The organism is Aeribacillus sp. FSL K6-8210, assembly GCF_037963925.1.
GTDB lineage: Bacteria > Bacillota > Bacilli > Bacillales > Aeribacillaceae > Aeribacillus > Aeribacillus composti.
Map to the genome: position 1 here is coordinate 2,917,238 of NZ_CP150172.1, position 23,107 is coordinate 2,940,344.

Here is a 23,107-nt window from a genome sequence, read left to right on the forward strand (position 1 = left end):
TTTAATGTTTCTTCGTATAGTCACGCACACGAGGCTTAATGAGTGATACATCAACATCTTCATAGTGGAACTTAGGAGCTTCCTTCAGGCCGGCAAACGTTGCCATAGTTGTTTTGAGCCACTCTTCATCATTTCGTTCTGGAAATTCTGGTTTATAGTGAGCACCTCGGCTTTCATTACGGTTATAAGCTCCAAGCGTAATAACCCGAGCCAACACAAGCATGTTTCTCAACTGGCGAGTAAAGCTTGCGCCTTGGTTGCTCCATTTCGCAGTATCGTTAATATTAATTCTTTCCCAACGTTCCATAAGCTCTTGAATTTTTTCATCTGTTTTTAGAAGTTTATCATTGTAGCGCACGACTGTAACATTATCCGTCATCCATTCACCAAGCTCTTTATGAAGAACGTAAGCATTTTCGTTTCCATCCATTTTCAGGATTTCGTCCCATTTGCTTTGTTCTTCTTTTACGCGTGCATCATATAATGTGGATGGTAAATCGTCAGCTGATTTTTCCAATCCATTCATATATTCAACAGCTTTTGGTCCTGCAACCATACCACCGTAAATTGCAGAAAGCAATGAGTTTGCTCCAAGCCGGTTCGCACCATGCTGAGAGTAATCGCATTCACCAGCTGCAAACAAACCAGGGATGTTTGTCATTTGATCGTAATCGATCCATAGACCTCCCATAGAATAATGGACGGCAGGGAAAATTTTCATCGGCACTTTTCTTGGATCTTCACCCATGAATTTTTCATAAATTTCGATAATACCGCCTAGTTTAATATCAAGCTCTTTTGGATCTTTATGAGAAAGATCAAGATATACCATGTTTTCGCCATTAATGCCTAATTTCAAGTCTACACATACATGGAATATTTCTCTCGTTGCAATATCACGAGGAACAAGGTTTCCATATGCCGGATATTTTTCTTCAAGGAAATACCATGGTTTTCCGTCTTTATATGTCCAAATTCTTCCGCCTTCGCCGCGTGCAGACTCGCTCATTAATCGAAGCTTGTCATCTCCAGGGATGGCTGTCGGATGAATTTGTATAAATTCCCCGTTTGCATAATAAGCTCCTTGCTGATAAACGATAGAAGCAGCCGATCCCGTATTAATCACAGAGTTTGTTGATTTACCAAAGATAATTCCAGGTCCTCCTGTCGCCATTATTACGGCATTCGAACGGAAAGCTTGAATCTCCATTGATTTTAAATCTTGAGCAACGATGCCGCGGCAGCGTCCTTCATCATCTTGTATGATTCCTAAAAACTCCCAGCCTTCATATTTCGTCACAAGACCTGCTACTTCGTGACGTCGAACTTGCTCGTCCAATGCATATAAAAGCTGTTGTCCAGTTGTTGCTCCGGCAAACGCTGTCCGGTGATGCTGTGTTCCTCCAAAACGACGGAAATCCAACAATCCTTCTGGTGTACGGTTAAACATAACACCCATGCGATCTAAAAGGTTAATAATTCCCGGTGCTGCTTCACACATCGCTTTAACCGGTGGCTGGTTAGCCAAAAAGTCTCCGCCATAAATCGTATCATCAAAATGGATCCACGGAGAGTCTCCTTCTCCTTTTGTATTTACCGCCCCGTTGATCCCTCCTTGAGCACATACTGAATGGGAACGTTTTACAGGTACTAACGAGAATAAGTCAACAGACACCCCGGCTTCCGCAGCCTTTATAGTTGCCATTAAGCCAGCCAAGCCGCCGCCGACAACAATTAATTTTCCTTTACTCATTTTTTCGCCCACTCCCTTGAACGCAATTTAGTTAGATTAGACAAACGCAAAAATGGCACGAAGACCTACGATTGAAAGCAACACAAAAATACCTATTGTCACATAAGTTGAGACTAGCTGAGATTTTGGAGTAACCGTAATTCCCCAGCTGACTGCAAAAGACCATAGACCGTTGGAAAAATGGAAAATCGCTGAAAGAACGCCTACTATGTAAAGCACTAAACTAACAGGATTGCTTAAAATGGATTCCATCATATCAAAATTAACTTCAGCCCCAAACATCGCGGCAATACGAGTTTCCCATACATGCCATGCAATAAAAACAAGGGTAATAATACCAGTTACACGTTGAAGCAGGAACATCCAATTGCGGAAATAGCCAAAGCGACCTACATTGCTTTTTGCTGTGAAAGCAATATAAATCCCATAAATGGCGTGGTATAACAGAGGAAGGAAAATAACGAAAATTTCCAGAAAATAGCGGAATGGTAAATTTTCCATAAAATGCGCTGCGTTGTTAAATGCTTCTTCGCCCCTTGTGGCGAAATGGTTGACAGTCAGGTGTTGAATTAAAAATACGCCAATCGGTACAACACCTAAAAGTGAATGTAGTCTGCGGTTTGCAAATTCTCTGTTACCAGACATATGCGTTTACCCCCTAATCTTAATAAATTAAAAGATTTCTTAAAATCTCCTGCTCCCCCTGCTTGGCATGTAAAAATCCGCCGACAAAATATGACGAAATCTTAAAATAATAGGACAAATTCATTGTACTCCCATAAAGTAGTACCGTCAAGAAAACGTCTACAAAGTATTATTCAGTAAAATCATTTTTTCTGATCGGAAAATAGAATATTTCCCGTATCCGAAATTGATTTTATAAACTCTTTCATCTTATGTGAAAGCTGATATAATATAATTGTTCGCTAGAAAGAGGGGAAACGATTGAAAGAGCTGTCATATCACGATCAATTAAAAGAATTAGAAGAAATAACCTTACATCCTTTTAGCGTTTTGCTGCTTCGCGACTATTTACTTCCTGAACTTCTAGGAAAAGAGCATCATTCCATTTTGTATTGGGCAGGCAAACAGCTAGCTCGAAAAATTCAATTATCTACGTTAGAAGAACTTATATCTTTTTTTTCATCAGCCGGATGGGGCGATCTTCATATTATTCGCCAGAAAAAAAACGAAATGGAATTTGAATTAACAGGCCAATTGATCGAAAAAAGGATGAAGCTTTTCAAAGATTTATCCTTCCAACTAGAAGCAGGATTTATCGCGCAGCAAATCGAATGTATGAACGGTGTCGTCACAGAAGCGTATGAACAGATAAACAAACGCTTAAACAAAGTTATTTTCATTGTAAAATGGGATGAAAAAGATAAAATTTAACAGAATGAAAGGGCAGTAGGAGGATTTAAAAGCTTCCTCCTATTTGTTTTATTACATCGCTATTCGCTGAAATATTGTAAAATGTTTTGTGCTGTTTTTTCAGGCATTCCTGCCTGTTTTAGCTCTTCAAGCGATGCCTTTTTAATATTTTCAACGGAACCGAACGATTTTAACAGTTGTTTTTTACGCTTAGGTCCTATGCCGGGGATTTCATCTAATACAGACTTAAACGTATTCTTTTGGCGGACTTGTCGATGAAACGTAATGGCAAAGCGGTGCACTTCATCTTGAATGCGCTGAAGCAAATAAAATTCTTGGCTGCTTCTTGACAATTGAACAGCAGCTTCCCGGTTGCCGAGAAGCAAATCGCTCGTTTTGTGCTTGTCATCTTTCACAAGCCCGGCAACAGGAACGTCAAGTCCCAGTTCGTTTTCTAATACATCCATAGCTGCTTGTACCTGTCCTTTTCCTCCATCAACAATAATAAGGTCCGGCAACGGCAGCTCCTCCTTCAGCACTCTAGTATATCGCCTGCGAATTACTTCCCTCATCGATTCATAATCATCAGGCCCGCTGACTGTTTTTATTTTAAACTTTCGATACTCTTTTCTCGCAGGTTTTCCATCTATGAAAACAACCATAGCCGAAACAGCGTCCGCGCCTTGAATATTGGAATTGTCAAAAGCTTCAATCCGATGTGGTGTAGGAATATTCAACTGCTTTCCTAAATTTTCAATTGCTTTGATCGTCCTTTCTTCATCTCGTTCAATGAGTGAAAACTTCTCTTTTAACGAAATTTTTGCATTTTGATAAGCTAGCTGTACGAGATCTTTCTTTTTTCCTTTCTTTGGTTTGCTGACCTGTACTTGTACTAAAGCTCGAACCATTTCCTCATTGACATCTTCCGGAATGACTATTTCTTTCGGAAGAAAATGGTCGTTCTTTGCGTAAAATTGACCAATAAATGTTAAAAATTCCTCCTCTGGCTCTTGGTACAGAGGGAAAATGGACACATCCCGTTCTATCAGTTTTCCTTGCCTGATAAAAAATACTTGGACGCACATCCATCCTTTATCGTAATAATAAGCAAATACATCGCGATCAATAAAATCATTGAGAACCATTTTTTGCTTTTCCATTGTTGCTTCGATATGCGCGATTTGGTCCCGATATTCTTTTGCCCTTTCAAATTCAAGATTTTCTGCACATTTCAGCATTTTTTCTGTTAATTCTTTTTTGATCTCCTTATATCCGCCATTTAAAAAACGGATGATGCTTTCCACCATTTGTTTGTTCGTTTCTTCGGAAACTTCGTGAACACAAGGCGCAAGACACTGGCCCATATGATAATAGATGCAAACCCGGTCTGGAAGCGAATTGCATTTTCTCAAAGGATACATGCGGTCAAGCAGCTTTTTTGTCTCTCTCGCAGCTTGGACGTTTGCATACGGTCCAAAGTATTTTCCCTTATCTTTTTTTACTTTTCGTGTGACGATCAGCCGCGGATGGCGCTCGGAAGTAATTTTAATATACGGATAGCTTTTATCATCTTTTAGATTGACATTGTATTTCGGTTCATGTTTTTTAATTAAATTCATTTCTAATAGAAGCGCCTCAATATTCGAGGATGTTACGATATATTCAAAATCGGCAATTTCTTGAACGAGTCTTAACGTTTTTCCGTCATGTGATCCAGTAAAGTAGGAACGAACCCGGTTTTTCAATACTTTTGCCTTTCCAACATAAATGACGGTTCCGTTTTTGTCCTTCATTAAATAACAGCCAGGCTTATTCGGAAGAAGCGAAAGTTTTTCTTTTAAATGCTCATACATCGGTAAAACACTCCAACTTATTCTAATCTGTGCTGGATTTATTCAGCCGTTTTCATTTAAAAGCAAGAAGGCGCTCCAAAAGGTAACTTTCGTGAGCGCCTCTTTTTATATTTTATATTACAAATGTTTGTTAAGCAATTGCGCTAAAGCTTCTTTCGGCTGGTAACCGATCGCTTTATCCACTGCTTCACCATTTTTAAAGACGATTAACGTCGGAATGCTCATGACTCCGTATTGACCGGCAGTTTCTTGATTTTCATCCACGTTAAGCTTAACAATTTTTACTTTGTCACCAAGTTCTTGATCCAATTCTTCAAGGACTGGGGCAATCATTTTACATGGACCGCACCAAGGCGCCCAGAAATCTGCCAATACTACACCCTCGCTTGTTTCTTGGGAAAAATTCTGGTCAGTAACGTTTACAATTGCCATCTTAATTCCTCCTAATTCACTTTTTCTATGTGAAGTATACCATGTTCTTTCGCTTGAAGCGAATGTTTTGATCTGCAACTATTTTTTCATATTTTTTGTATTTTATGTACGTCGTGACCCGTCTCCACTTATACTAGGAGGAATGGATTTGTTCAAAAAAATACGAGTCCATTCAGGACACGTTAAGAGGAATGGATTTTTAATTTTTTAAATTCTTCCGTAAGCATTGGCACAACTTCAAATAAATCTCCGACAATACCGTAGTCTGCGACGTTGAAAATGTTCGCTTCCGGATCTTTATTGATTGCAACAATTACTTTAGAATTCGACATTCCCGCTAAATGCTGAATGGCTCCAGAAATTCCGCAGGCAATATATAAATCCGGTGTAACGACTTTTCCCGTTTGTCCGATTTGCAGCGAGTAGTCACAATAGTTTGCATCACAGGCACCGCGTGACGCCCCTACTGCTCCTCCGAGCACAGATGCCAATTCTTTTAACGGTTCAAACCCTTCTGCACTTTTTACCCCTCTCCCTCCGGCAACGATCACCTTTGCTTCAGATAAGTCAACGCCTTCCGCTGCATTTTGGACAACCTCACGCACGATCGTGCGCAGATCTTTTATTTCTACCGATATGGAAGCAACTTCTCCGCTCCTTGATTCATTTTTTTCGAGAGGTGGAATATTGTTCGGACGAACGGTCGCAAAAATAATCCCATCCGTAATGATTTTTTTCTCAAAAGCTTTTCCTGAATAGATCGGTCTTGTGAAAACAACGTTACCGCCCACTATTTCTACAGCGGTAGCATCAGAAATAAGACCTGCGTTTAATTTAGCCGCTATTTTTGGAGATAAATCTTTGCCTAATGCCGTATGTCCGAAAATAATAGCGTCAGGCTTTTCACTGTCAATGATCGCCATGACAGCTTGTGAATACCCGTCCGGACTATAATATTTCAATTTTTCATCTTCCACGATGACAACCCTATCCGCTCCATAATAAATCATGTCATTTGCAAGCGTTCTAACGTTCTCTCCAATTAATCCGGCGACCACCTCTCCGCCTTCGGATATTATCTTGCCGGCTGCAAGCGCTTCAAATGATACGTTCCTTAAAAATTGATCCCTTATTTCTCCCAATACGAACACTTTTCGAGCCATTTTTTCATCCCCCTGCTATATTCGTCTCCACTAAATAACTTTTGCTTCTGATCTCAATAAAGAAACAAGTTCCTTCACTTGATCCTGCAGTTCCCCTTGCAATATTTTTCCTGCTTCTTTTTTAGGCGGCAAATAAATTTCTAACGTTTTTGTTTTCGGCATGACATCTTCTTCTTCAAGATCTAAATCATCGAGCTCCAACTCTTCAAGCGGTTTTTTCTTTGCCTTCATAATTCCCGGCAAAGACGGGTATCTCGGTTCGTTTAAACCTTGTTGGGCAGTTACTAAAAGAGGGAGTGTTGTTTCAATGATTTCCGAATCCCCTTCAACATCTCTCACAATTTTCACGTTTTTTCCATCTATTTCAATATTTGTGATCGTTGTGACATACGGAATGTCAAGAAGCTCCGCCAAACGGGGGCCTACTTGGCCAGATCCTCCGTCAATGGCAACGTTTCCAGCTAATATAATGTCCGCTTCTTTATCCTTCAAAAATTCATATAGAATTTTTGCTGTTGTAAATTGATCTCCATCTTCCAAATCTTCCTCAATATTTATTAAGACAGCTTTATCGCATCCCATCGCAAGAGCCGTTCTCAGCTCTTTTTCGCTTTCTTCTGATCCTACTGTAACAACAGTTACTTCTCCGCCATGAGCCTCCTTAAGCTGCAGCGCTTCTTCAATGGCATATTCATCATAAGGGTTTATGATGAATTCTGCATCATCCTCGGAGATTGATCCATTTTCAATTAAAATTTTTTCTTCTGTGTCAAAAGTTCTTTTCATAAGGACAAAAATATTCACCTTTCCCATCCCCTTTTTAAAAATTGATCATTCTCTTTTTATGAATGATTGCTTTTAAATCCGTTGATTAACAGCTCAGGAATTTTTTCTGCAATTGTGAGGAGATCGTATTTTTGATCTTTCATTACCCACGTTGTCGCCGTTTCGTCCATCGTCCCAAAAATCATTTGTCTTGCCAGCCTTAAATCCAAATCTTGTCGAAACTCTCCCGTTTTTTTTCCGAATTCGATCACTTCGTCTATTACTTTCAAATATTCTTTAAAAATTTCATTTATGCGCCGGCGCAATTCTTTGTTTACTTGCCGCAATTCCAATTGAAGAACCACTGCCAAATTCCGATCATGAACTAGCATTTGAAAATGCTTTTCGATCAACGCAAACAATTTTTCTGCAGCAGTCTGCTTTGCATCAATGCTTTTTTTCACTTCAGCGATATGATTCATCAATCTTTCTCGAAAAAGGGAGATTAAAATATCCTCCTTGTTTTTAAAATACAAATAAATCGTTCCATCTGCTACGCCCGCCTGTTTGGCAATTTTCGAAACCTGAGCGGAATGATAGCCGTTCTCCGCAATGACGACAATAGCTGCATCAATGATTTGTTTATATTTTGCCTTTTTTTCTTTCAACGTGTATCTTCCCTTCAAAATGAATGAATGGTCATTCATTTATATGATATTTAGATTAAGCCTTTTTGTCAAGCATTGAGGGAAGTTTTTATTCTCGTTCAAAACCGATAGATGTCCGTTTTATATTTTTCTTTCTTCCTCTACTAGTTTTCTTCTTAAAATTTTTCCTACTGCTGTTTTCGGAAGCTCGTCGCGAAATTCGTATTTTTTCGGCACTTTGTACGGGGCAAGATGTTTTCGGGCGAATTGGTCAAGCTCTTGCTCCGTAAGCTGTGCTCCTCCCTTTGGTACAACATAAGCTTTCACGGTCTCGCCTCTGTAAGGATCCGGAACACCTGCAACGACAACCTCTTTAACCTTTTCATTAGCATACAACACTTCTTCTATCTCGCGGGGATAAATATTGTACCCGCCAGCAATAATCATATCTTTTTTACGATCGACAATATAAAAGAATCCGTCTTCATCCATATAGCCGATATCTCCTGTAAAAAGCCATCCGTCTTTGAAAACCGCTTCCGTTTCCTCTCGGTTGTTCCAGTAGCCTTTCATCACCTGCGGTCCTTTTACAATAAGCTCGCCGAATTCGTTGACATCTGCAAATCCTTCTTTTTCAGCCGAATAAATGGCTGCATGCGTATTGGGCCAAGGGATGCCAATGCTTCCTTTTTTCTTGACATCTGAATAAAATAAGTTTGCATGCGTAACGGGAGAAGCTTCCGAGAGTCCATATCCTTCAACAAGCTTCCCGCCTGTTTCTTTTTCAAAGCGCTCCTGAATTTCTACCGGAAGAGGAGCCGAACCGCTGATACAATATTTAACCGAGGACAAGTCGTATTTTCGCAAATCTTTATGATTTAAAAGAGCAACATAAATCGTTGGCACTCCTGGAAAAAGCGTTGGCTTTTCTTTTTCAATCGCTTTCAAAATTTCGGTTGAATCAAATTTGGGGATTAAAATCATTTTAAAACCTTCCATGATCGATAAATTCATTACAGTCGTCATGCCATATACGTGAAAAAAAGGCAAAACTCCTAGTATGGACTCTTCTCCTTTCCTGCATTTATACATCCAGGCAGCACACATTTTCGTATTGGAAATTAAGTTTTCATGCGTCAACATCACCCCTTTAGGCGTCCCTGTCGTCCCTCCTGTATATTGCAAAAGGGCAATATCTTCTTTCGGATCAATATTTACTGTCAATTCTTTAGCAGGCGATGTTTTTAAGATCTCTGTCCATACATGAACACCATTTGCTGCGTTTACCTTTATTAAAAGATTTTGCTCCTTCTTTTGAATGAGCGGGTATAGAAGATTTTTTGGGAAAGGCAAATACTCTTGGATCTTTGTTATTATGATATGTTTGATATTTGTGAGAGATTTCAATTTCGAGGCTTTTGGATAGAAAAGATCTAATGTAATGAGATGTGTAGCACTGCTGTCATTCAACTGGTACTCCAGCTCTGATTCTGTATAAAGAGGGTTCAATTGAACGACTATTCCGCCTGCCTCCAGAACTGCATAATAAGCAATAACTGCCTGTGGACAATTTGGAAGCATAATCGCTGCCCGATCCCCTTTTTCAAACCCTGTTTGCTCCAAATAATTAGCCAATTGAAGCATCTGTTCGTATAGCTTGCGGTACGTAATGTTCTTTCCAAGAAATGAAACGGCTGTATGATTCGGAAACTGATTAGCCGTATCTTGAAAATATTTGGAAAGCGGCTTATTCTCCCAAGAGATATTATGCGGAATTTCCGAGGGATAAAAATTGAGCCAAGGTTTTTGACATTCCATTTATCTCCTCTCCTTTGAAAAATAATGATGATTTTATTTCATTATATCAAAATAAAATTCAGAAATATAATTATTTTTAGAATTTTAAACAGGAAAAAGCGGAGACCTTTTCTTTTCTCCGCTTTTTCAAGCAAAAAACACCATATAAATAATACCGATCGCAATAAACAGACCGCACAAACCAAATAAAATTTTAGCCAGCGTTTCCATGTTCCCCTCTCCTAATTTGTAATTCCTGCTCCGATTACAAAGGACAAGCCTATGGATATGACCATTGAGATAAAGCCAACTGCACGGTTATCCTTTTGAATTTCATCATCAATATTAAATTTAGGAGTCAGAAATTCAAAAATAAAATATCCGATTAAGAGCAAGGCAAATCCGTAAAAGCCCCAGCCAATCATTTCAAAAAGACCGTCATGCTGTTCAATTGAGAAGCGGAAAACGTTTGAAATCCCGAAAATTTTGCCGCCTGTTGCCATTGCAACAGCCACATTGCCTTTTTGGATTTCTTCCCAGTTTTTATATTTCGTCACCAATTCAAAAATGACTAAAAATAAAACCCCGCACAATATGACAACACTATAATTAGCAGCAGTTTGAACATATACGTTTTCCCAAAACAGATTCATGTTTACTCTCCTTAAAGAAAAGTTTATTTGAACTCCACAATCGTAACACCTGTTCCGCCTTCATTTGCTTCACCGAAACGGACGTTTTTAACAGCGCGGTGGTTTTGCAAAAATTCCCGCACCCCTTTTCTTAAAGCGCCCGTCCCTTTGCCATGAATAATGTGCGCCCGCGGATATCCTGCGAGAAGACAATCGTCAATATATTTTTCAAGACGGATGAGCGCATCTTCATATCGCTCTCCCCGCAAATCAAGTTCTAATGAAACATGAAAATCCTTCCCTTTTACTGTTGCGAGCGTTTTTTCTCCCTCTTGTTTCGGGCTGCCAATATATTCAAGATCTTCTTCTTTTACTTTCATTTTCAATATTCCAATTTGTACAAGCCATTCACTTTCATTTGCTTTTTCAAGCAGATGTCCTTTTTGATTTAAGTTGATCACTTTTACCTCATCGCCGGGGCGCAGCTGCTTTTTGCTTTTTTGTTTTTCAGATTTTTGTTCAGTATTTATAAATTCAGGCGCTGCATATTCAAGCCGCTTTTTTGCTTCTATTAATTCATGCTCTTTAATAGCTGAACTGTGCTCTTTTTGCATGTTTTTCAATTTTTGAATAATCTGATCTGCTTCTTTTTGCGCTTCTTCCAGCCTTTTTTTCACCATTTCCTCAGCTTCTTGATATAGGCGGTCTTTCTGCTTATTAAATTCAATGATTTGTTCTTGTAGTTCTTTATGAAGTTTTTCTGCTTCTTTCAGCGTTTTTTCAGCTTCCATCCAATCCTCTTCAGCACGTTTTTTGCTTTCCTCAAGGGAGGCAATCATTGCATCCGTTTTGGATCTGTCAACGCTCATGAACGATTTGGCGCGCTCAATAATTTCTTTGCTCAATCCAAGCCTTTTTGATATTTCAAACGCATTGCTTCGGCCAGGTACACCGATCAACAATTTATACGTCGGCGATAATGTGTCGACATCAAACTCAACGCTTGCATTGATCACGCCCTTACGGTTAAATCCGTATGCTTTCAATTCGGGATAGTGGGTGGTTGCAACAACTTGCGCTCCTCTGTTTAAAGCTTCATCCAAAATTGCAATGGCTAGAGCGGCACCTTCCCCAGGATCTGTACCTGCCCCAAGTTCATCAAATAGTACGAGTGAGCGATCATTAAGTTCCTGTAAAATTTTGACGATGTTCACCATATGAGAAGAAAATGTACTCAAATTTTGTTCAATTGACTGTTCATCCCCAATATCTGCGTAAACTGCCTCAAATACCGGCATTGTAGATCCTTCTTCAGCAGGGATTTGCAGACCTGATTGCGCCATTAGTGCGAGCAGTCCAATTGTCTTCAGCGTCACCGTTTTACCGCCGGTGTTTGGACCGGTAATGACAATCGATTGAAAATCTTCCCCAAGTTCAATTGTATTTGGCACAACGGTTTCAGGGTCAATAAGAGGATGGCGGGCTTTATACAGCTTCATAATGCCACGATCATTTATATTTGGCTTTGTAGCCTTTAATTTTTTAGCATACAATGCCTTGGCAAACATAAAATCGATTTCACCCATTACAGTGATATTATGAATGATTCCCTTGCTTATGTCAGCAACCATTTTCGACAATTCCGTTAAGATCCGTTCAATTTCGCGCCTTTCCTTAATCCGCGCTTCATTTAAAGAGTTGTTCGCTTCTACGATAGCCTGCGGCTCAATAAACAGAGTTGCTCCTGAGGAAGATTGATCATGGACGATTCCTCCGTAAACTCCTCTATATTCTTGTTTGACAGGAATGCAATAGCGGTCATTTCGAATCGTAATAATGGCATCCGAAAGATTTTTTTGTGCAGATGGGGAGCGAATGATCGATTCCAGCTTTTCGCGAATACGAGCCTCCAGTGTACGGATTTGACCTCTTATCGCTTTTAATTTATCGCTCGCATCATCAACAATTTCCCCGTCATCGCGTATGCAACGTTGAATTTCTTTTTCTTCTTTTAAATAAATTCCGATTTCGCTGACCAATTGATCTAAATGAGGAAGTGAAACCTCCTCTTCTTGAGTCAACTTTTCAATAAATTGCTTCATTTGTCTTGAAGCATATAACACGGCAGAAACAGCCACAAGCTCTTGCGGACCTAAAGTTCCGCCTATTTGCGCACGCTTTACACTCGGCCGTATGTCGCTTAATCCTCCGAAAGGGGCAGAGCCTTTCAATCGGAGCACTGTTAGTGCTTCATCTGTCTGCTCCTGCCTCTTCAGTACTTCGTTGATGTCTCCTGACGGCATAAGCTTTAACGCTTTCTCTTTTCCTAAAGAAGAAGAAGCATGCTCTTTCAGCTGTTCTCTTATTTTATTAAATTCCAAAACATGTAACACTCGTTCCTGCAACTTCTCAAAACCTCCTGACAGTTGAATGGTCAGTCTTTCTTTTTTAAAAATTGCTTTAATTGTTCAACATCCCACGTATTCACAACGTCATCCGGCTGAATGAAAGCTTTTCGCGCATACGCAACCCCTATCCCCATATGTTCTAGCATGTTTATGCTGTGGGCATCTGTATTAATCACAACCTTTACACCGTATTCCTTCGCTTTTTTCAAATGTTCTACACATAAGTCAAGCCTGTTCGGATTTGCGTTCAATTCTAAAATAGTATCTGTTTCCTTTGCAAGTTCTAAAAGCATTTCTATATCAACATCGTATCCTTCTCTTCGCCCAATTAACCTTCCAGTCGGATGAGCGATAATATCAACATGGTAATTATATAGGGCTGCTTTCAGCCTTTTCATAATTACACTCTGCGGCTGGGAAAAGTTCGAATGGATCGATGCAATAACTATATCTAGCTCTTTTAGACAATCGTCGTCATAATCAAGTGTACCGTCCGGCAAAATATCCATCTCGATTCCTCTGAAAATCGTAAAATCAGAATATTGTTCATTCAACATGTCAATTTCTTCTTTTTGTTCTTTCAGCTGCTCAGGAGTCAAGCCGTTGGCTACTTTTAAAAATTGCGAGTGATCTGTAATCGCGATGTACTTGTAGCCTTTTCTTTTAGCAGCCTCAGCCATTTCCTTGATTGAATGAGCGCCGTCGCTCCATGTTGAATGCATATGGAGATCTCCCTTTATTTCCTCGAGCGAAATAAGATTTCCTTTGTATTTTTCCACTTCCTCCCCATCTTCCCGAACCTCTGGCGGAATGTAGGGAAGCTGAAAGTGTGCATACAGCTCTTTTTCTGACTCAAATGTGAGCACTTCTCCGGATTCTATTATTTCTACGCCGTATTCGCTTATTTTTTCTCCTCTTTCCTTCGCTAGCTGGCGCATTTTTACATTATGCTCTTTTGAGCCTGTAAAATGGTGCAAAGCCGAAATGAATTCCTTTGGGTGCACGATGCGAAAATCGACCTGAACCTTGACATCAAACTTGAGTTCAATCGATATTTTCGTATCGCCTTTCGCAATGATTTCAGTTATATTCGGCATTGTTAAAATGTAATCTCGCACAGCTTCTTTATTTTCCGCCGCAATAATAAAGTCAAGGTCTTTTATCGTTTCTTTCATTCTTCTTAAGCTTCCTGCGCGAGAAAAGCGAACTATTCCGTTTCCTTGTCCTTTTTCTAAAAATTTCTCTATTTTTTCTGCAATCGGCAGCATATAAGCAAGAGGCAGTCGGCCCGGTTTTTTATTCATTTCATCGATCGCAGCCAATATTTTTTCTTCCGTTACTTTTCCAAAACCTTGTAAACTTTGCACTTTATGTTCTTCACAAGCTTTTTTTAAAGAATCGATGTCCACAACACCTAAATCCTTGTACAATTTTGCAATCTTCTTTCCGCCCAGCCCTGGCAATTGAAGAAGAGGGATTAACCCTTCAGGAACTTCCTTTTGCAAGGTTTGCAGCGTTTTTGACTCGCCGGTTTTTATGAATTCTTCGATGACTGCACTCGTTCCTTTCCCAATCCCACTGATTAAAGTAAAATCGTGGATGTCTGATAGGCTTCTCGCATCCCTTTCAAGGGCATTGGCAGCTTTATAAAACGCGGAGATTTTAAAAGGGTTTTCGCCTTTTAACTCCATATATACTGCAATTTTCTTTAACAGGCTGACAACATCCTTTTTGTGAACCGTCATGTTTTACGTCACCTCTTGAATCTTAAACAATATAAAAATCACCAGCTATTGAACTATTTAATAGAAACAGAGAAGGACGATGGGGGTCTAAATAAAGATGTTTCCATCGTCCCTTTACGTCTAACTTCCTTTACCGAAATAGCCGATCCAAAGATCGTGAATTTTATCAGATAAGACAGGGGTATGATTGACAATTAAATCAGCCAGCAGCGATTTATCGATAAGATTTTGAATTTGCTCGGCTGGAATGAGCGCTGCCAAAAAAAGCAGAATGAATAAAATGAGGTAAGTTTCCGCAAAACCTAAAACCGCACCCAGCAAGCGGTTGATTTGCTTAAGTATTGGAAGCATCGCAACAAAATCAAACATAGATCCGATGATGTGAAGCGCTATTTTTGATCCGATAAACAAAAGCACGAATGCAACTCCGCGATAGTAAGCTTCCTCCAAATGGCCCCCTGTCAATATAGATAGAGCAGCATTTGAATCTCCTATATTTGGATACGGTACCCATAATTCCAGTTTAGGAGCAAGATCGTCAAAATATGTTCTGGCAATTATGAAAGACACTATAACACTTGATAAATAAACTACTTGGAGAATAAATCCCCTTTTAAGGCCAGTGAGCAATCCGAATACTAAGAAAAATAAAATGATCAAGTCAAGCATTTTAAATTTCAATCCTTTTCTTGAAGTTGCTTTTCTAGTTCTTCAAATTTCTCCTTTAATTTGAGATAATCATGAACAGCATTAACCGCAGTTAGTACTGCCAGCTTGTTTAAATCTAGAGATGGGTTTTTTTGACTGATTTCCCGCATTTTTTCGTCAACAATTGAAGCGACAAGCTTCATATGATTTACGCTCTCATTTCCAACAATCGAATACTGCTGTCCATATATATAAACAGTCGCTTTATTTTTAGGTTGATCAGACAAAGCGAATCCTCCATCCTCTATGAAAAAATATCGCAAAATGATTCAAAATCCTAATCATAATCATAACATGTTTGTCGAAAAGATGGAAAGAAGAACAAAAGAAAGGGTACAATAATATAGCATCCATTTTAGGAAAGCGAGGCGTTTTTTATTGTCCAATATCGTCATAAAAGTTGATCATGGGGGAATTCAAACTTTGAAAGATTTTTATAATCCTTTCATTATAGACAGAACCCCTCCAGGTGCCGTCTTTTCTGCCAAATTGACAAACTGTACGATCACTGCTTACAAGTCGGGAAAAGTGCTTTTTCAAGGATCTGCCGCTCAGCAGGAAGCAAACAGATGGGAAAAAACAGCAAAAACAGCCCCTTCTCAAACAGAGGATGAGCTTCAACAGCTTCAACAGATGTCAGTCATCGGCTCTGATGAAGCGGGAACGGGGGATTATTTTGGACCGATCACGGTTGCTGCAGTATTTGTCCCTAAAGAAAAAAGAAAACTGGTTCAGCAGCTTGGAGTAAAAGATTCAAAGGCTTTGACAGACAAACAAGTTTTTTCAATCGCCAACACTTTAATAGAGAAAGTTCCGTACAGCCTCTTAATTTTGCGCAATGAAAAATACAATCAATTGCAAAAATCTGGAATGAACCAAGGGAAATTGAAAGCTATCCTTCATAATCAAGCGATTCATCATTTACTCAAGAAAATTTCTCCTGATAAACCAGAAGCTGTGTTGATCGATCAGTTTGCAGAGCCGGATGTTTACTTTCAATATCTTAAAGACCGGGATGTTCCGTTTAAAGACATAACCATCTTTAAACCGAAGGCGGAGCATATACACATATCTGTCGCTGCAGCATCCATTATCGCAAGATATGCTTTTTTAAAAGAATTAAACAGCTTATCCAACGCAGCCGGATTTTATTTGCCAAAAGGAGCCAGCCATACTGTTGATGAAGCTGCTGCCAAATTAATAAAGGAAAAAGGGAAAAACTCACTTGGCAAAATGGCAAAGCTTCATTTTGCCAACACCGAAAAAGCTTTGAATCTATTGAATTGAAATGACGAATCCGGAAATCTTATTTTCGGAGGTTAGCAGGACCAATTTATGATTTCAATAAAAATGAAGGTGCTATCTGCACCTTCATTTGTTAGCTGGAATTATTTTAGGGATTTATCGTCCTGCGTTAGCTGCGAAGAACTGCTGAAAATTTTTCCTCTACCGCCTTAATTACTTTTTCATGAGCTTTTGCTGCTTCCTCATCCGTCAATGTTCGTTCAGGATCGTAGTAGCGGAGTGAAAATGCGATCGATTTTTTCCCTGCTCCCAAACGTTCTCCTTCATACACATCGAAAATGGAAATCTCTTTTAACAGTTTTCCGCCCGCTTCCCGGATCGTTTCTTGAAGCTCGCCAGCATGCACATGCTGATCAACGACTAAGGCGATATCCCTTGTAATAGATGGGAACCTTGGAATCGGCGTATATATGACTGGCTTAGCTTCATATTGAATGAGATCGGCTAGCTTCAGCTCAAAAACATATGTTTCATCTAAATCATACTCTTTTTCAACTTCCGGATTTAATTCGCCGACAAATCCGATGAATGATCCGTTTAAATAAATATCTGCCGTTCTGCCGGGATGCAGCCCTTCACGTTTTGCCTGTTTATACTCAATTTCATCCAACAATCCAAGCAGATCAAATAAACCGTCTAAAATTCCTTTCACAACATAAAAATCAACTTTTGTTTTTTCCCCTTGCCATGGGTGATAAACGTAGTGACCCGTCATGACGCCTGATAAACGTTCTTTTTCCAAAGGCTTTTCTAAAGCATCGTCCGAAATGAAAACAGAACCAATTTCATAAAGATGAATATCATCGATTTGCCGCGCTTTATTATATTTTACGGACTCAAGCAAATGAGGAAGCAGGCTTAAACGCAAAACACTCCGCTCTTCACTCATCGGCAATGCTAATTGAGTAAAGCTTGACGTCTCCAGCGTAAATTGTCCCGCCTTTTCTTTGCTCGTTAATGAATATGTGATCGCTTGATAAAGCCCGGCGCCTTCCAAAAATCTTCGCACTTTTCTTCTTTTCAATTGATAGTCTGTTAATGCTCCGGATGTTGAAGATCCTTCAGGCAATGTTGACGGAATATAGTCATATCCGTAAAGGCGGGCTACTTCTTCAATTAAATCTTCTTCAATCGCAATATCGCCTCTTCTTGTCGGAACGGTTACTGTAAACAGACCGTTTTCTTCAACGGTTTCAAATTGCAAGCGGTCAAAAATTTCTTTTATTTCATCTACTGCAATGTTTGTCCCTAAAACGTTGTTAATTTTCTCAGCGGAAATGGTGATCACTTTTTTCTCGATTGAAAAATCATGAAATTCTGCTTCACCTTCTAAAACAGTTCCGGAGGCGTATTTTGCGATCAATTGTGCTGCCCGCTCTGCTGCAGCTTTTACCCTGTTCGGGTCAACTCCCTTTTCAAATCTCAAGCTCGCTTCACTTCTAAGTCCGAAATCCTTCGACGCTTTTCGGACAACACTGCCTTTAAAATAGGCGGCCTCAAGCAAAACGGTCGTCGTATCGTCTCTTACTTCAGAATCAGCCCCTCCCATTACACCAGCTAATGCAACAGGTACTTTGCCATTTGTGATCACAAGGTGATCGCTTGTAAGCTTTCGTTCTTGATCATCAAGGGTCACGATCGTCTCTCCGTCATGTGCGCGGCGAACGAGTATTTCCTTTGATCCGAACCGGTCATAGTCAAACGCATGAAGCGGCTGGCCGTATTCTAATAAACAATAGTTTGTAATATCGACGACGTTGTTATGCGGTCTGATTCCGGCTTTTATTAAGCGCATTTGCATCCATAACGGGGAAGGAGCAATTTTGACATTTTTAATAATTTTAGCTACATAGAATGGATTATCTTCTTTTGCTTCGACATTCACAGTAATATAATCAGTTGCTTTTTCTTCGGCAGCCTCATAATGAACTTCCGGCTTTCGAACCTCTTTCTTTAAAATTGCTGCAACTTCATAGGCAACACCGATCATGCTTAAACAGTCAGAACGGTTTGGTGTAAGACCTAATTCAAGTACATAATCGTCCATAAACAGCTGTTCCATCGCATTTTTTCCAACTTCAGCATCACTAGGGAAAACAAAAATGCCGTCAGAAAACTCTTTTGGGACAAGCTTTCCTTCAATGCCCAGCTCTTGCAAAGAACAAATCATACCGTTAGATTCTTCACCGCGCAGCTTTGCCCGTTTAATTTTGAAATTGCCCGGCAAAACCGCACCAACTTTGGCTACCGGCACTTTTTGCCCTTTTTCAACGTTTTTGGCGCCACATATAATTTGCACTGGTTCTCCTTCACCGATGTCAACTAAACATTTGCTTAATTTTTCTGCATTTGAATGCTGTTCTTTTTCAAGCACCTGTCCAACTACAACATCTTTTATTCCTTCATTAACAGCTTGAACATTTTCAACTTCAATGCCGCTCTTCGTTATTTTTTCAGCCAGCTCCTCAGGGGAAATGTCTAGATCGACATATTCAGAGAGCCATTTGTATGAAACGAACATGAGAAAACCTCCTTTTAAGCTTGTTTAAACTGTTTCAAAAAACGCACATCGTTTGTATAAAAATGACGAATATCATCAATTCCATATTTCAACATGGCAATCCGTTCCGGTCCCATTCCAAATGCAAAACCACGGTATTTTTTCGAATCGAATCCCGCCATTTCCAAAACGTTTGGATGAACCATCCCCGCTCCTAAAATTTCAATCCAGCCTGTTCCTTTGCATACATGACAGCCTTTCATGGAGCATTTAAAGCAGGATACATCGACTTCCACCGACGGTTCAGTAAACGGGAAAAAGCTCGGACGCAGACGAATTTGCCTGTCTTCTCCGAACAGTTTTTTCGCAAACACTTCGAGCGTTCCTTTTAAATCGCTCATGCGAATGTTTTCATCCACAACGAGCCCTTCAATTTGCGTAAATTGATGGGAGTGCGTTGCATCATCTGTATCACGTCTGTATACTTTCCCTGGACAAATGATTTTTACAGGACCTTTCCCTTTATATTTTTCTAACGTTCTCGCCTGAACTGGAGATGTGTGTGTGCGCAGCAAAATTTCATCAGTTATGTAAAAGGAATCTTGCATATCCCTTGCCGGATGGCCTTTCGGCAAATTGAGCGCTTCAAAATTGTAATAATCTGTTTCAACTTCTGGACCTTCCTCCACTGTGTATCCCATGCCGATAAACAAATCTTCAATTTCTTCAATGACCGCTTGGAGAGGATGATGGTTTCCTGTTCGAACCGGTCTGCCTGGAAGGGTAACGTCAATCGTTTCTTGCTGTAATTTTTTCTCGATTTCTGCTTTTTCGAGTTGTTCTTGCTTACTTGTTATTTCCCCGGCAATCACTTCCCGAATTTCATTTGCTAACGCACCTATTTTCGGCCGTTCTTCTTTCGAAAGCTTTCCCATTCCGCGAAGAACTTCGGTAATCGGTCCTTTTTTTCCAAGATATTGAACGCGAATATTTTGCAATTGTTTTAAATCCGTTGCTTCCCGTACCTTTTGCAACGCTTCATCGCGAAGCTTTGTTAATTCTTCCTGCATGTAAATTCCTCCTTTTTTTAAAATAAATCAGTAGCGTTGCATAAAAAAATTTAATGTTTGTCAAGCTCAATAAAAATTCCAGTTATTTCATGTAACTGAATATTCAGACATACAATCTTTCTAAGCAAGCTTAAAAGGACAATGACGTCTTAATCGGCAGTCCATTTCCACAATTTGGTAATATATTACAGAAACATTGGATCATAAACTAAATCGTCTAGGTGTTCCACCTCCCCTTCTTCAAATTGGTACACGATGGTTTCAAAATCTTTTTCCCAATGGTATTTTTTCCGACCGTTGGACGTTCGAATTGGCTTTTTAAAAAGGGAGCGAACAAAACAGTCAAAACCTTTAAAAAGCAGATTCTGTAAAGTTCGCTTGATCTCTAATAAAGGACCATCGTGATTCACTTTTAATTGGAGCATGGCCTGTAAGCAATAGGTGATTAGGGCGATCCAAATTTGATTGTAAACGGCATTTTGACTTTTTCCATAAAATCTTTTTATCTTAAGGTGCTGTTTCATCCATTTAAAGAAGGTCTCTATCTTCCAGCGATATCGGTATAAATCTGCAATCTCTTCCGCAGAAAGATCAAAGCAATTGGTTATGATGATCACGGGATTCCCTTCGCTGTCGACCGTTTCGATCAATCGGAGAGGATGAGTCATTTTGGTATGATTACGGTCATTTCCTAAAATGACAATCTGATCCCTATAAATCAAACGTTCTGGATTGGGAATCCGTTCCGATAAAACTTCAATCTCTGCGTTCTTTTTAAGCCGGGTAATGAATCGCACCCCTTCTCGGCATAAGCGGTCGAACTGTTTGTAATCGACATACCCTCGATCAAACAAGTAAATCGCATTTGGATCGATTTCAATGAGTTCGTCCATCTGTGTGCGATCGGCATGTTTCGCGGGTAAGATAATCCCTTGATCCGGAACAGTGATATCCTTCGTTACAACAACCTTTAAATGGAGTCGAACACCAGCCTTTGTCTTACGAAAAGTTGCCCATGGATATTGGCTCAAACTCATGCTCATCGTGGTAGAATCAATGACCAGAAGACGACCAATGTTTCGGATGATCGGGGCATTTTTCATTTGCCCTTGGATCTTTAAGACCAGATATTTAAATACTTTTTCAAACAGTTGAGGGGATAATTGGCCTAATTTGCGAGAAAGTTGCGAAGTACTAATTGCATCAAATTCCAGATATGTCTGCAACTCTTCCTTGTCTTTCAAATGTTTGGCCAATTTTGTTAAGCTTTCCAATTCGTTTAACTGAGCGATGATACAAAGTTGTAAAAACTTATACGCCGTTAATTTTTTAATGTATTTGTCAACGTCAATCACATTAATTAGTTTTGAAAAAGTTATTGGATCGATCTCTTTAAATAGTTCATTTATTGTGGATTCTGTGGTATTCTTATCCATAATGGTTTCTCCTTATTCTTAGGATTTGGATAGGACTGCCAATCCTAATTATAAGGAGTTTTTTTATATCCAAAAAGATGAAATTTAACATAAAATTGGGCTTGACAAATTAAAATTAACTTAATGCAATGCTACTGAAAATAAATAAAAAAACCCATCCCAAAAAAGGGACGAGTTGAATTTCGCGGTACCACCCTTATTAACAAAGAAAGAATCTTTGTTCACTTCATTATCATAACGGCACAGCCGGAGCGCCTTTACATGCTTCCGCATGGTCCTGGCGTCAACTCTGGAGGTGAATTCGTTTGCCTCTACCATAAAAATGCTTCCAGTCTACGGCATTTTCTCCCTAAATGGCGACCTGCAAACTACTCTTCTCCGTCATCGTTATTCCTTTATTCAATTGCTTTTAATTATAAAAAAAAGAAATTAAAGGCGCAACACTATTTGCGAAGATGGTACATGAAAATAGCTGAAGCAACGGCAACATTTAATGACTCCGCTTTTCCATAAATCGGAATGTGTAAATTTTGATCTGTCATATCCAGCAGATCTTTTGAGACCCCATTTCCCTCATTTCCTACAAGGAGGGCAAATGTTTCAGATGGAGGGATCTCTTTATAGAAAACAGCATTTTTTGTTGAAGTTCCAAATACAGGAATTTCCTCTTCCTTCAATTTGCTTATAATCTGTTTTAATGACGAATTGACCACAGGCAAATGAAAAATTGATCCTTGTGTCGCCCGGATCGTTTTACTATTGTACAAATCAACCGTCCCTTCACCTAAAATCACAACATCCATTCCAGCCGCATCTGCAGTACGAATGATCGTACCGAGATTTCCTGGGTCTTGAACCGCATCTATTAACAGCCATTTTTTGGCGTTCAAATCGATTTCCCACCTAAGCTGCTTACAAACAGCCATGACACCTTGCGGGGAATCCGTTTCAGACAGAAGCGAAAACACCTCTTTGGAAACAATCGTTGTCGGAATAGTACCTTCGAAAAAATGATTTGGCAGCTTCGCTCCGTCTAAAACAATTAACTCTTGAACAATTGATTTGTATTTGAGAGCTTCCTCGATTAAATGCAAGCCTTCAATTAAAAACAGCCCGCGCTCTTCCCGTTTTTTTCTTGATTGCAGCTTTTTCCATTCTTTTACTCTTTCATTTTTAGTTGACGCAATCCGTTTCAATGATGGTGTCTCCTTCAACTGATAGTTCATTTCATATACATATTATAGAAAACAAAAGAAAAAATAAAGAAGAATGAAGAAAAACGAGGTGAAGGATATGAATTTTGATTTGCGCAATGCAGTCATTGCCAACATATCGCAAAATTCAAAAGACGAGCTGAGAGAAACGATCGTTGATGCCATCAATAGCAAGGAAGAAAAAATGCTTCCAGGGTTAGGCGTGTTATTTGAAATTATCTGGAACCATTCAAGTCAGCGTGATCAGCAGGAAATGGTTGAAACACTTGAACAAGGATTAAAAGAGACTGGAGCTGGGAAATAAC

General features: G+C 39.5%; 20 protein-coding genes and 1 other annotated feature. Of the genes, 3 read left to right on the plus strand and 17 right to left on the minus strand.

The window, feature by feature from the left end:
* Nucleotide 1: 1 nt before the first annotated feature.
* On the minus strand, nucleotides 2–1,753 hold the full coding sequence (sdhA, locus tag NSQ41_RS14150; protein WP_066247775.1) for a succinate dehydrogenase flavoprotein subunit: 1,752 nt from the start codon (nucleotides 1,751–1,753) through the stop codon (nucleotides 2–4).
* A gap of 36 nt (nucleotides 1,754–1,789) precedes the next feature.
* Nucleotides 1,790–2,398, minus strand: a complete 609-nt coding sequence (locus NSQ41_RS14155) for a succinate dehydrogenase cytochrome b558 subunit (RefSeq protein WP_339196997.1) — start codon at nucleotides 2,396–2,398, stop codon at nucleotides 1,790–1,792.
* Nucleotides 2,399–2,698: 300 nt separating this feature from the next.
* On the opposite strand from NSQ41_RS14155, the gene NSQ41_RS14160 reads away from it, so the two are divergent.
* Nucleotides 2,699–3,148 carry a YslB family protein gene (locus NSQ41_RS14160; protein ID WP_232515579.1) on the plus strand — a complete coding sequence of 150 codons (450 nt, stop codon included), beginning with the start codon at nucleotides 2,699–2,701 and terminating at the stop codon, nucleotides 3,146–3,148.
* A 59-nt stretch (nucleotides 3,149–3,207) separates the two neighbouring features.
* Here NSQ41_RS14160 and uvrC read toward each other — a convergent pair whose 3' ends face one another.
* From uvrC to zapA, 11 genes are all read right to left on the minus strand, one after another.
* Nucleotides 3,208–4,980 carry an excinuclease ABC subunit UvrC gene (gene uvrC, locus NSQ41_RS14165; RefSeq protein WP_094246311.1) on the minus strand — a complete coding sequence of 591 codons (1,773 nt, stop codon included), beginning with the start codon at nucleotides 4,978–4,980 and terminating at the stop codon, nucleotides 3,208–3,210.
* 117 nt (nucleotides 4,981–5,097) lie between these two features.
* Nucleotides 5,098–5,412: a thioredoxin gene (trxA, locus tag NSQ41_RS14170; RefSeq protein ID WP_063387440.1), complete on the minus strand. Its 315-nt coding sequence runs from the start codon at nucleotides 5,410–5,412 to the stop codon at nucleotides 5,098–5,100.
* Nucleotides 5,413–5,594: 182 nt separating this feature from the next.
* Nucleotides 5,595–6,575: an electron transfer flavoprotein subunit alpha/FixB family protein gene (locus NSQ41_RS14175; protein WP_063387439.1), complete on the minus strand. Its 981-nt coding sequence runs from the start codon at nucleotides 6,573–6,575 to the stop codon at nucleotides 5,595–5,597.
* 30 nt (nucleotides 6,576–6,605) lie between these two features.
* Nucleotides 6,606–7,379 carry an electron transfer flavoprotein subunit beta/FixA family protein gene (locus tag NSQ41_RS14180; protein WP_063387438.1) on the minus strand — a complete coding sequence of 258 codons (774 nt, stop codon included), beginning with the start codon at nucleotides 7,377–7,379 and terminating at the stop codon, nucleotides 6,606–6,608.
* Between the two features lie 38 nt (nucleotides 7,380–7,417).
* On the minus strand, nucleotides 7,418–8,008 hold the full coding sequence (locus NSQ41_RS14185; RefSeq protein WP_339197000.1) for a TetR/AcrR family transcriptional regulator: 591 nt from the start codon (nucleotides 8,006–8,008) through the stop codon (nucleotides 7,418–7,420).
* 120 nt (nucleotides 8,009–8,128) lie between these two features.
* Complete coding sequence (locus tag NSQ41_RS14190; RefSeq protein ID WP_094246314.1) at nucleotides 8,129–9,805, minus strand: long-chain-fatty-acid--CoA ligase; 1,677 nt, start codon at nucleotides 9,803–9,805, stop codon at nucleotides 8,129–8,131.
* Between the two features lie 221 nt (nucleotides 9,806–10,026).
* Complete coding sequence (locus NSQ41_RS14195; RefSeq protein WP_063387435.1) at nucleotides 10,027–10,437, minus strand: DUF350 domain-containing protein; 411 nt, start codon at nucleotides 10,435–10,437, stop codon at nucleotides 10,027–10,029.
* A gap of 23 nt (nucleotides 10,438–10,460) precedes the next feature.
* On the minus strand, nucleotides 10,461–12,821 hold the full coding sequence (locus tag NSQ41_RS14200; RefSeq protein ID WP_339210186.1) for an endonuclease MutS2: 2,361 nt from the start codon (nucleotides 12,819–12,821) through the stop codon (nucleotides 10,461–10,463).
* Between the two features lie 29 nt (nucleotides 12,822–12,850).
* On the minus strand, nucleotides 12,851–14,569 hold the full coding sequence (gene polX, locus NSQ41_RS14205) for a DNA polymerase/3'-5' exonuclease PolX (protein WP_339210188.1): 1,719 nt from the start codon (nucleotides 14,567–14,569) through the stop codon (nucleotides 12,851–12,853).
* A gap of 120 nt (nucleotides 14,570–14,689) precedes the next feature.
* Entirely contained in the window at nucleotides 14,690–15,238 is a 549-nt protein-coding gene (locus NSQ41_RS14210; RefSeq protein ID WP_063387432.1) for a CvpA family protein, read from the minus strand.
* Between the two features lie 8 nt (nucleotides 15,239–15,246).
* Nucleotides 15,247–15,504 (minus strand): cell division protein ZapA, encoded by a 258-nt coding sequence (gene zapA / locus NSQ41_RS14215; RefSeq protein ID WP_063387431.1) that lies wholly within the window; start codon nucleotides 15,502–15,504, stop codon nucleotides 15,247–15,249.
* A gap of 196 nt (nucleotides 15,505–15,700) precedes the next feature.
* Between zapA and rnhC the strand changes: the two genes are divergently transcribed.
* Nucleotides 15,701–16,564 carry a ribonuclease HIII gene (gene rnhC, locus NSQ41_RS14220; RefSeq protein WP_339210189.1) on the plus strand — a complete coding sequence of 288 codons (864 nt, stop codon included), beginning with the start codon at nucleotides 15,701–15,703 and terminating at the stop codon, nucleotides 16,562–16,564.
* A 127-nt stretch (nucleotides 16,565–16,691) separates the two neighbouring features.
* Here rnhC and pheT read toward each other — a convergent pair whose 3' ends face one another.
* From pheT to NSQ41_RS14240, 4 genes are all read right to left on the minus strand, one after another.
* The gene (gene pheT / locus NSQ41_RS14225) at nucleotides 16,692–19,103 is read right to left on the minus strand and encodes a phenylalanine--tRNA ligase subunit beta (protein WP_339210190.1); all 2,412 of its coding nucleotides are present in this window, start codon (nucleotides 19,101–19,103) and stop codon (nucleotides 16,692–16,694) included.
* Nucleotides 19,104–19,117: 14 nt separating this feature from the next.
* Nucleotides 19,118–20,152 (minus strand): phenylalanine--tRNA ligase subunit alpha, encoded by a 1,035-nt coding sequence (gene pheS / locus NSQ41_RS14230; protein ID WP_063387428.1) that lies wholly within the window; start codon nucleotides 20,150–20,152, stop codon nucleotides 19,118–19,120.
* A 185-nt stretch (nucleotides 20,153–20,337) separates the two neighbouring features.
* The gene (locus NSQ41_RS14235; RefSeq protein ID WP_339192832.1) at nucleotides 20,338–21,588 is read right to left on the minus strand and encodes an IS4 family transposase; all 1,251 of its coding nucleotides are present in this window, start codon (nucleotides 21,586–21,588) and stop codon (nucleotides 20,338–20,340) included.
* A gap of 163 nt (nucleotides 21,589–21,751) precedes the next feature.
* Nucleotides 21,752–21,982 (minus strand) — a binding site (T-box leader).
* Between the two features lie 49 nt (nucleotides 21,983–22,031).
* Nucleotides 22,032–22,784: an RNA methyltransferase gene (locus NSQ41_RS14240; protein ID WP_339210191.1), complete on the minus strand. Its 753-nt coding sequence runs from the start codon at nucleotides 22,782–22,784 to the stop codon at nucleotides 22,032–22,034.
* 97 nt (nucleotides 22,785–22,881) lie between these two features.
* Between NSQ41_RS14240 and sspI the strand changes: the two genes are divergently transcribed.
* Entirely contained in the window at nucleotides 22,882–23,106 is a 225-nt protein-coding gene (sspI, locus tag NSQ41_RS14245; RefSeq protein ID WP_063387425.1) for a small acid-soluble spore protein SspI, read from the plus strand.
* The last annotated feature ends 1 nt before the right edge of the window (nucleotide 23,107 follow it).

What these genes read in the sequence shown, in the direction of transcription:
- sdhA (WP_066247775.1), bottom strand. Translation starts at nt 1,753, where the DNA reads ATGAGTAAAGGAAAATTAATTGTTGTCGGCGGCGGCTTGGCTGGCTTA.
- NSQ41_RS14155 (WP_339196997.1), bottom strand. Translation starts at nt 2,398, where the DNA reads ATGTCTGGTAACAGAGAATTTGCAAACCGCAGACTACATTCACTTTTA.
- uvrC (WP_094246311.1), bottom strand. Translation starts at nt 4,980, where the DNA reads ATGTATGAGCATTTAAAAGAAAAACTTTCGCTTCTTCCGAATAAGCCT.
- trxA (WP_063387440.1), bottom strand. Translation starts at nt 5,412, where the DNA reads ATGGCAATTGTAAACGTTACTGACCAGAATTTTTCCCAAGAAACAAGC.
- NSQ41_RS14175 (WP_063387439.1), bottom strand. Translation starts at nt 6,575, where the DNA reads ATGGCTCGAAAAGTGTTCGTATTGGGAGAAATAAGGGATCAATTTTTA.
- NSQ41_RS14190 (WP_094246314.1), bottom strand. Translation starts at nt 9,805, where the DNA reads ATGGAATGTCAAAAACCTTGGCTCAATTTTTATCCCTCGGAAATTCCG.
- NSQ41_RS14195 (WP_063387435.1), bottom strand. Translation starts at nt 10,437, where the DNA reads ATGAATCTGTTTTGGGAAAACGTATATGTTCAAACTGCTGCTAATTAT.
- polX (WP_339210188.1), bottom strand. Translation starts at nt 14,569, where the DNA reads ATGACGGTTCACAAAAAGGATGTTGTCAGCCTGTTAAAGAAAATTGCA.
- NSQ41_RS14210 (WP_063387432.1), bottom strand. Translation starts at nt 15,238, where the DNA reads ATGCTTGACTTGATCATTTTATTTTTCTTAGTATTCGGATTGCTCACT.
- pheT (WP_339210190.1), bottom strand. Translation starts at nt 19,103, where the DNA reads ATGTTCGTTTCATACAAATGGCTCTCTGAATATGTCGATCTAGACATT.
- pheS (WP_063387428.1), bottom strand. Translation starts at nt 20,152, where the DNA reads ATGCAGGAAGAATTAACAAAGCTTCGCGATGAAGCGTTGCAAAAGGTA.
- NSQ41_RS14235 (WP_339192832.1), bottom strand. Translation starts at nt 21,588, where the DNA reads ATGGATAAGAATACCACAGAATCCACAATAAATGAACTATTTAAAGAG.
- sspI (WP_063387425.1), top strand. Translation starts at nt 22,882, where the DNA reads ATGAATTTTGATTTGCGCAATGCAGTCATTGCCAACATATCGCAAAAT.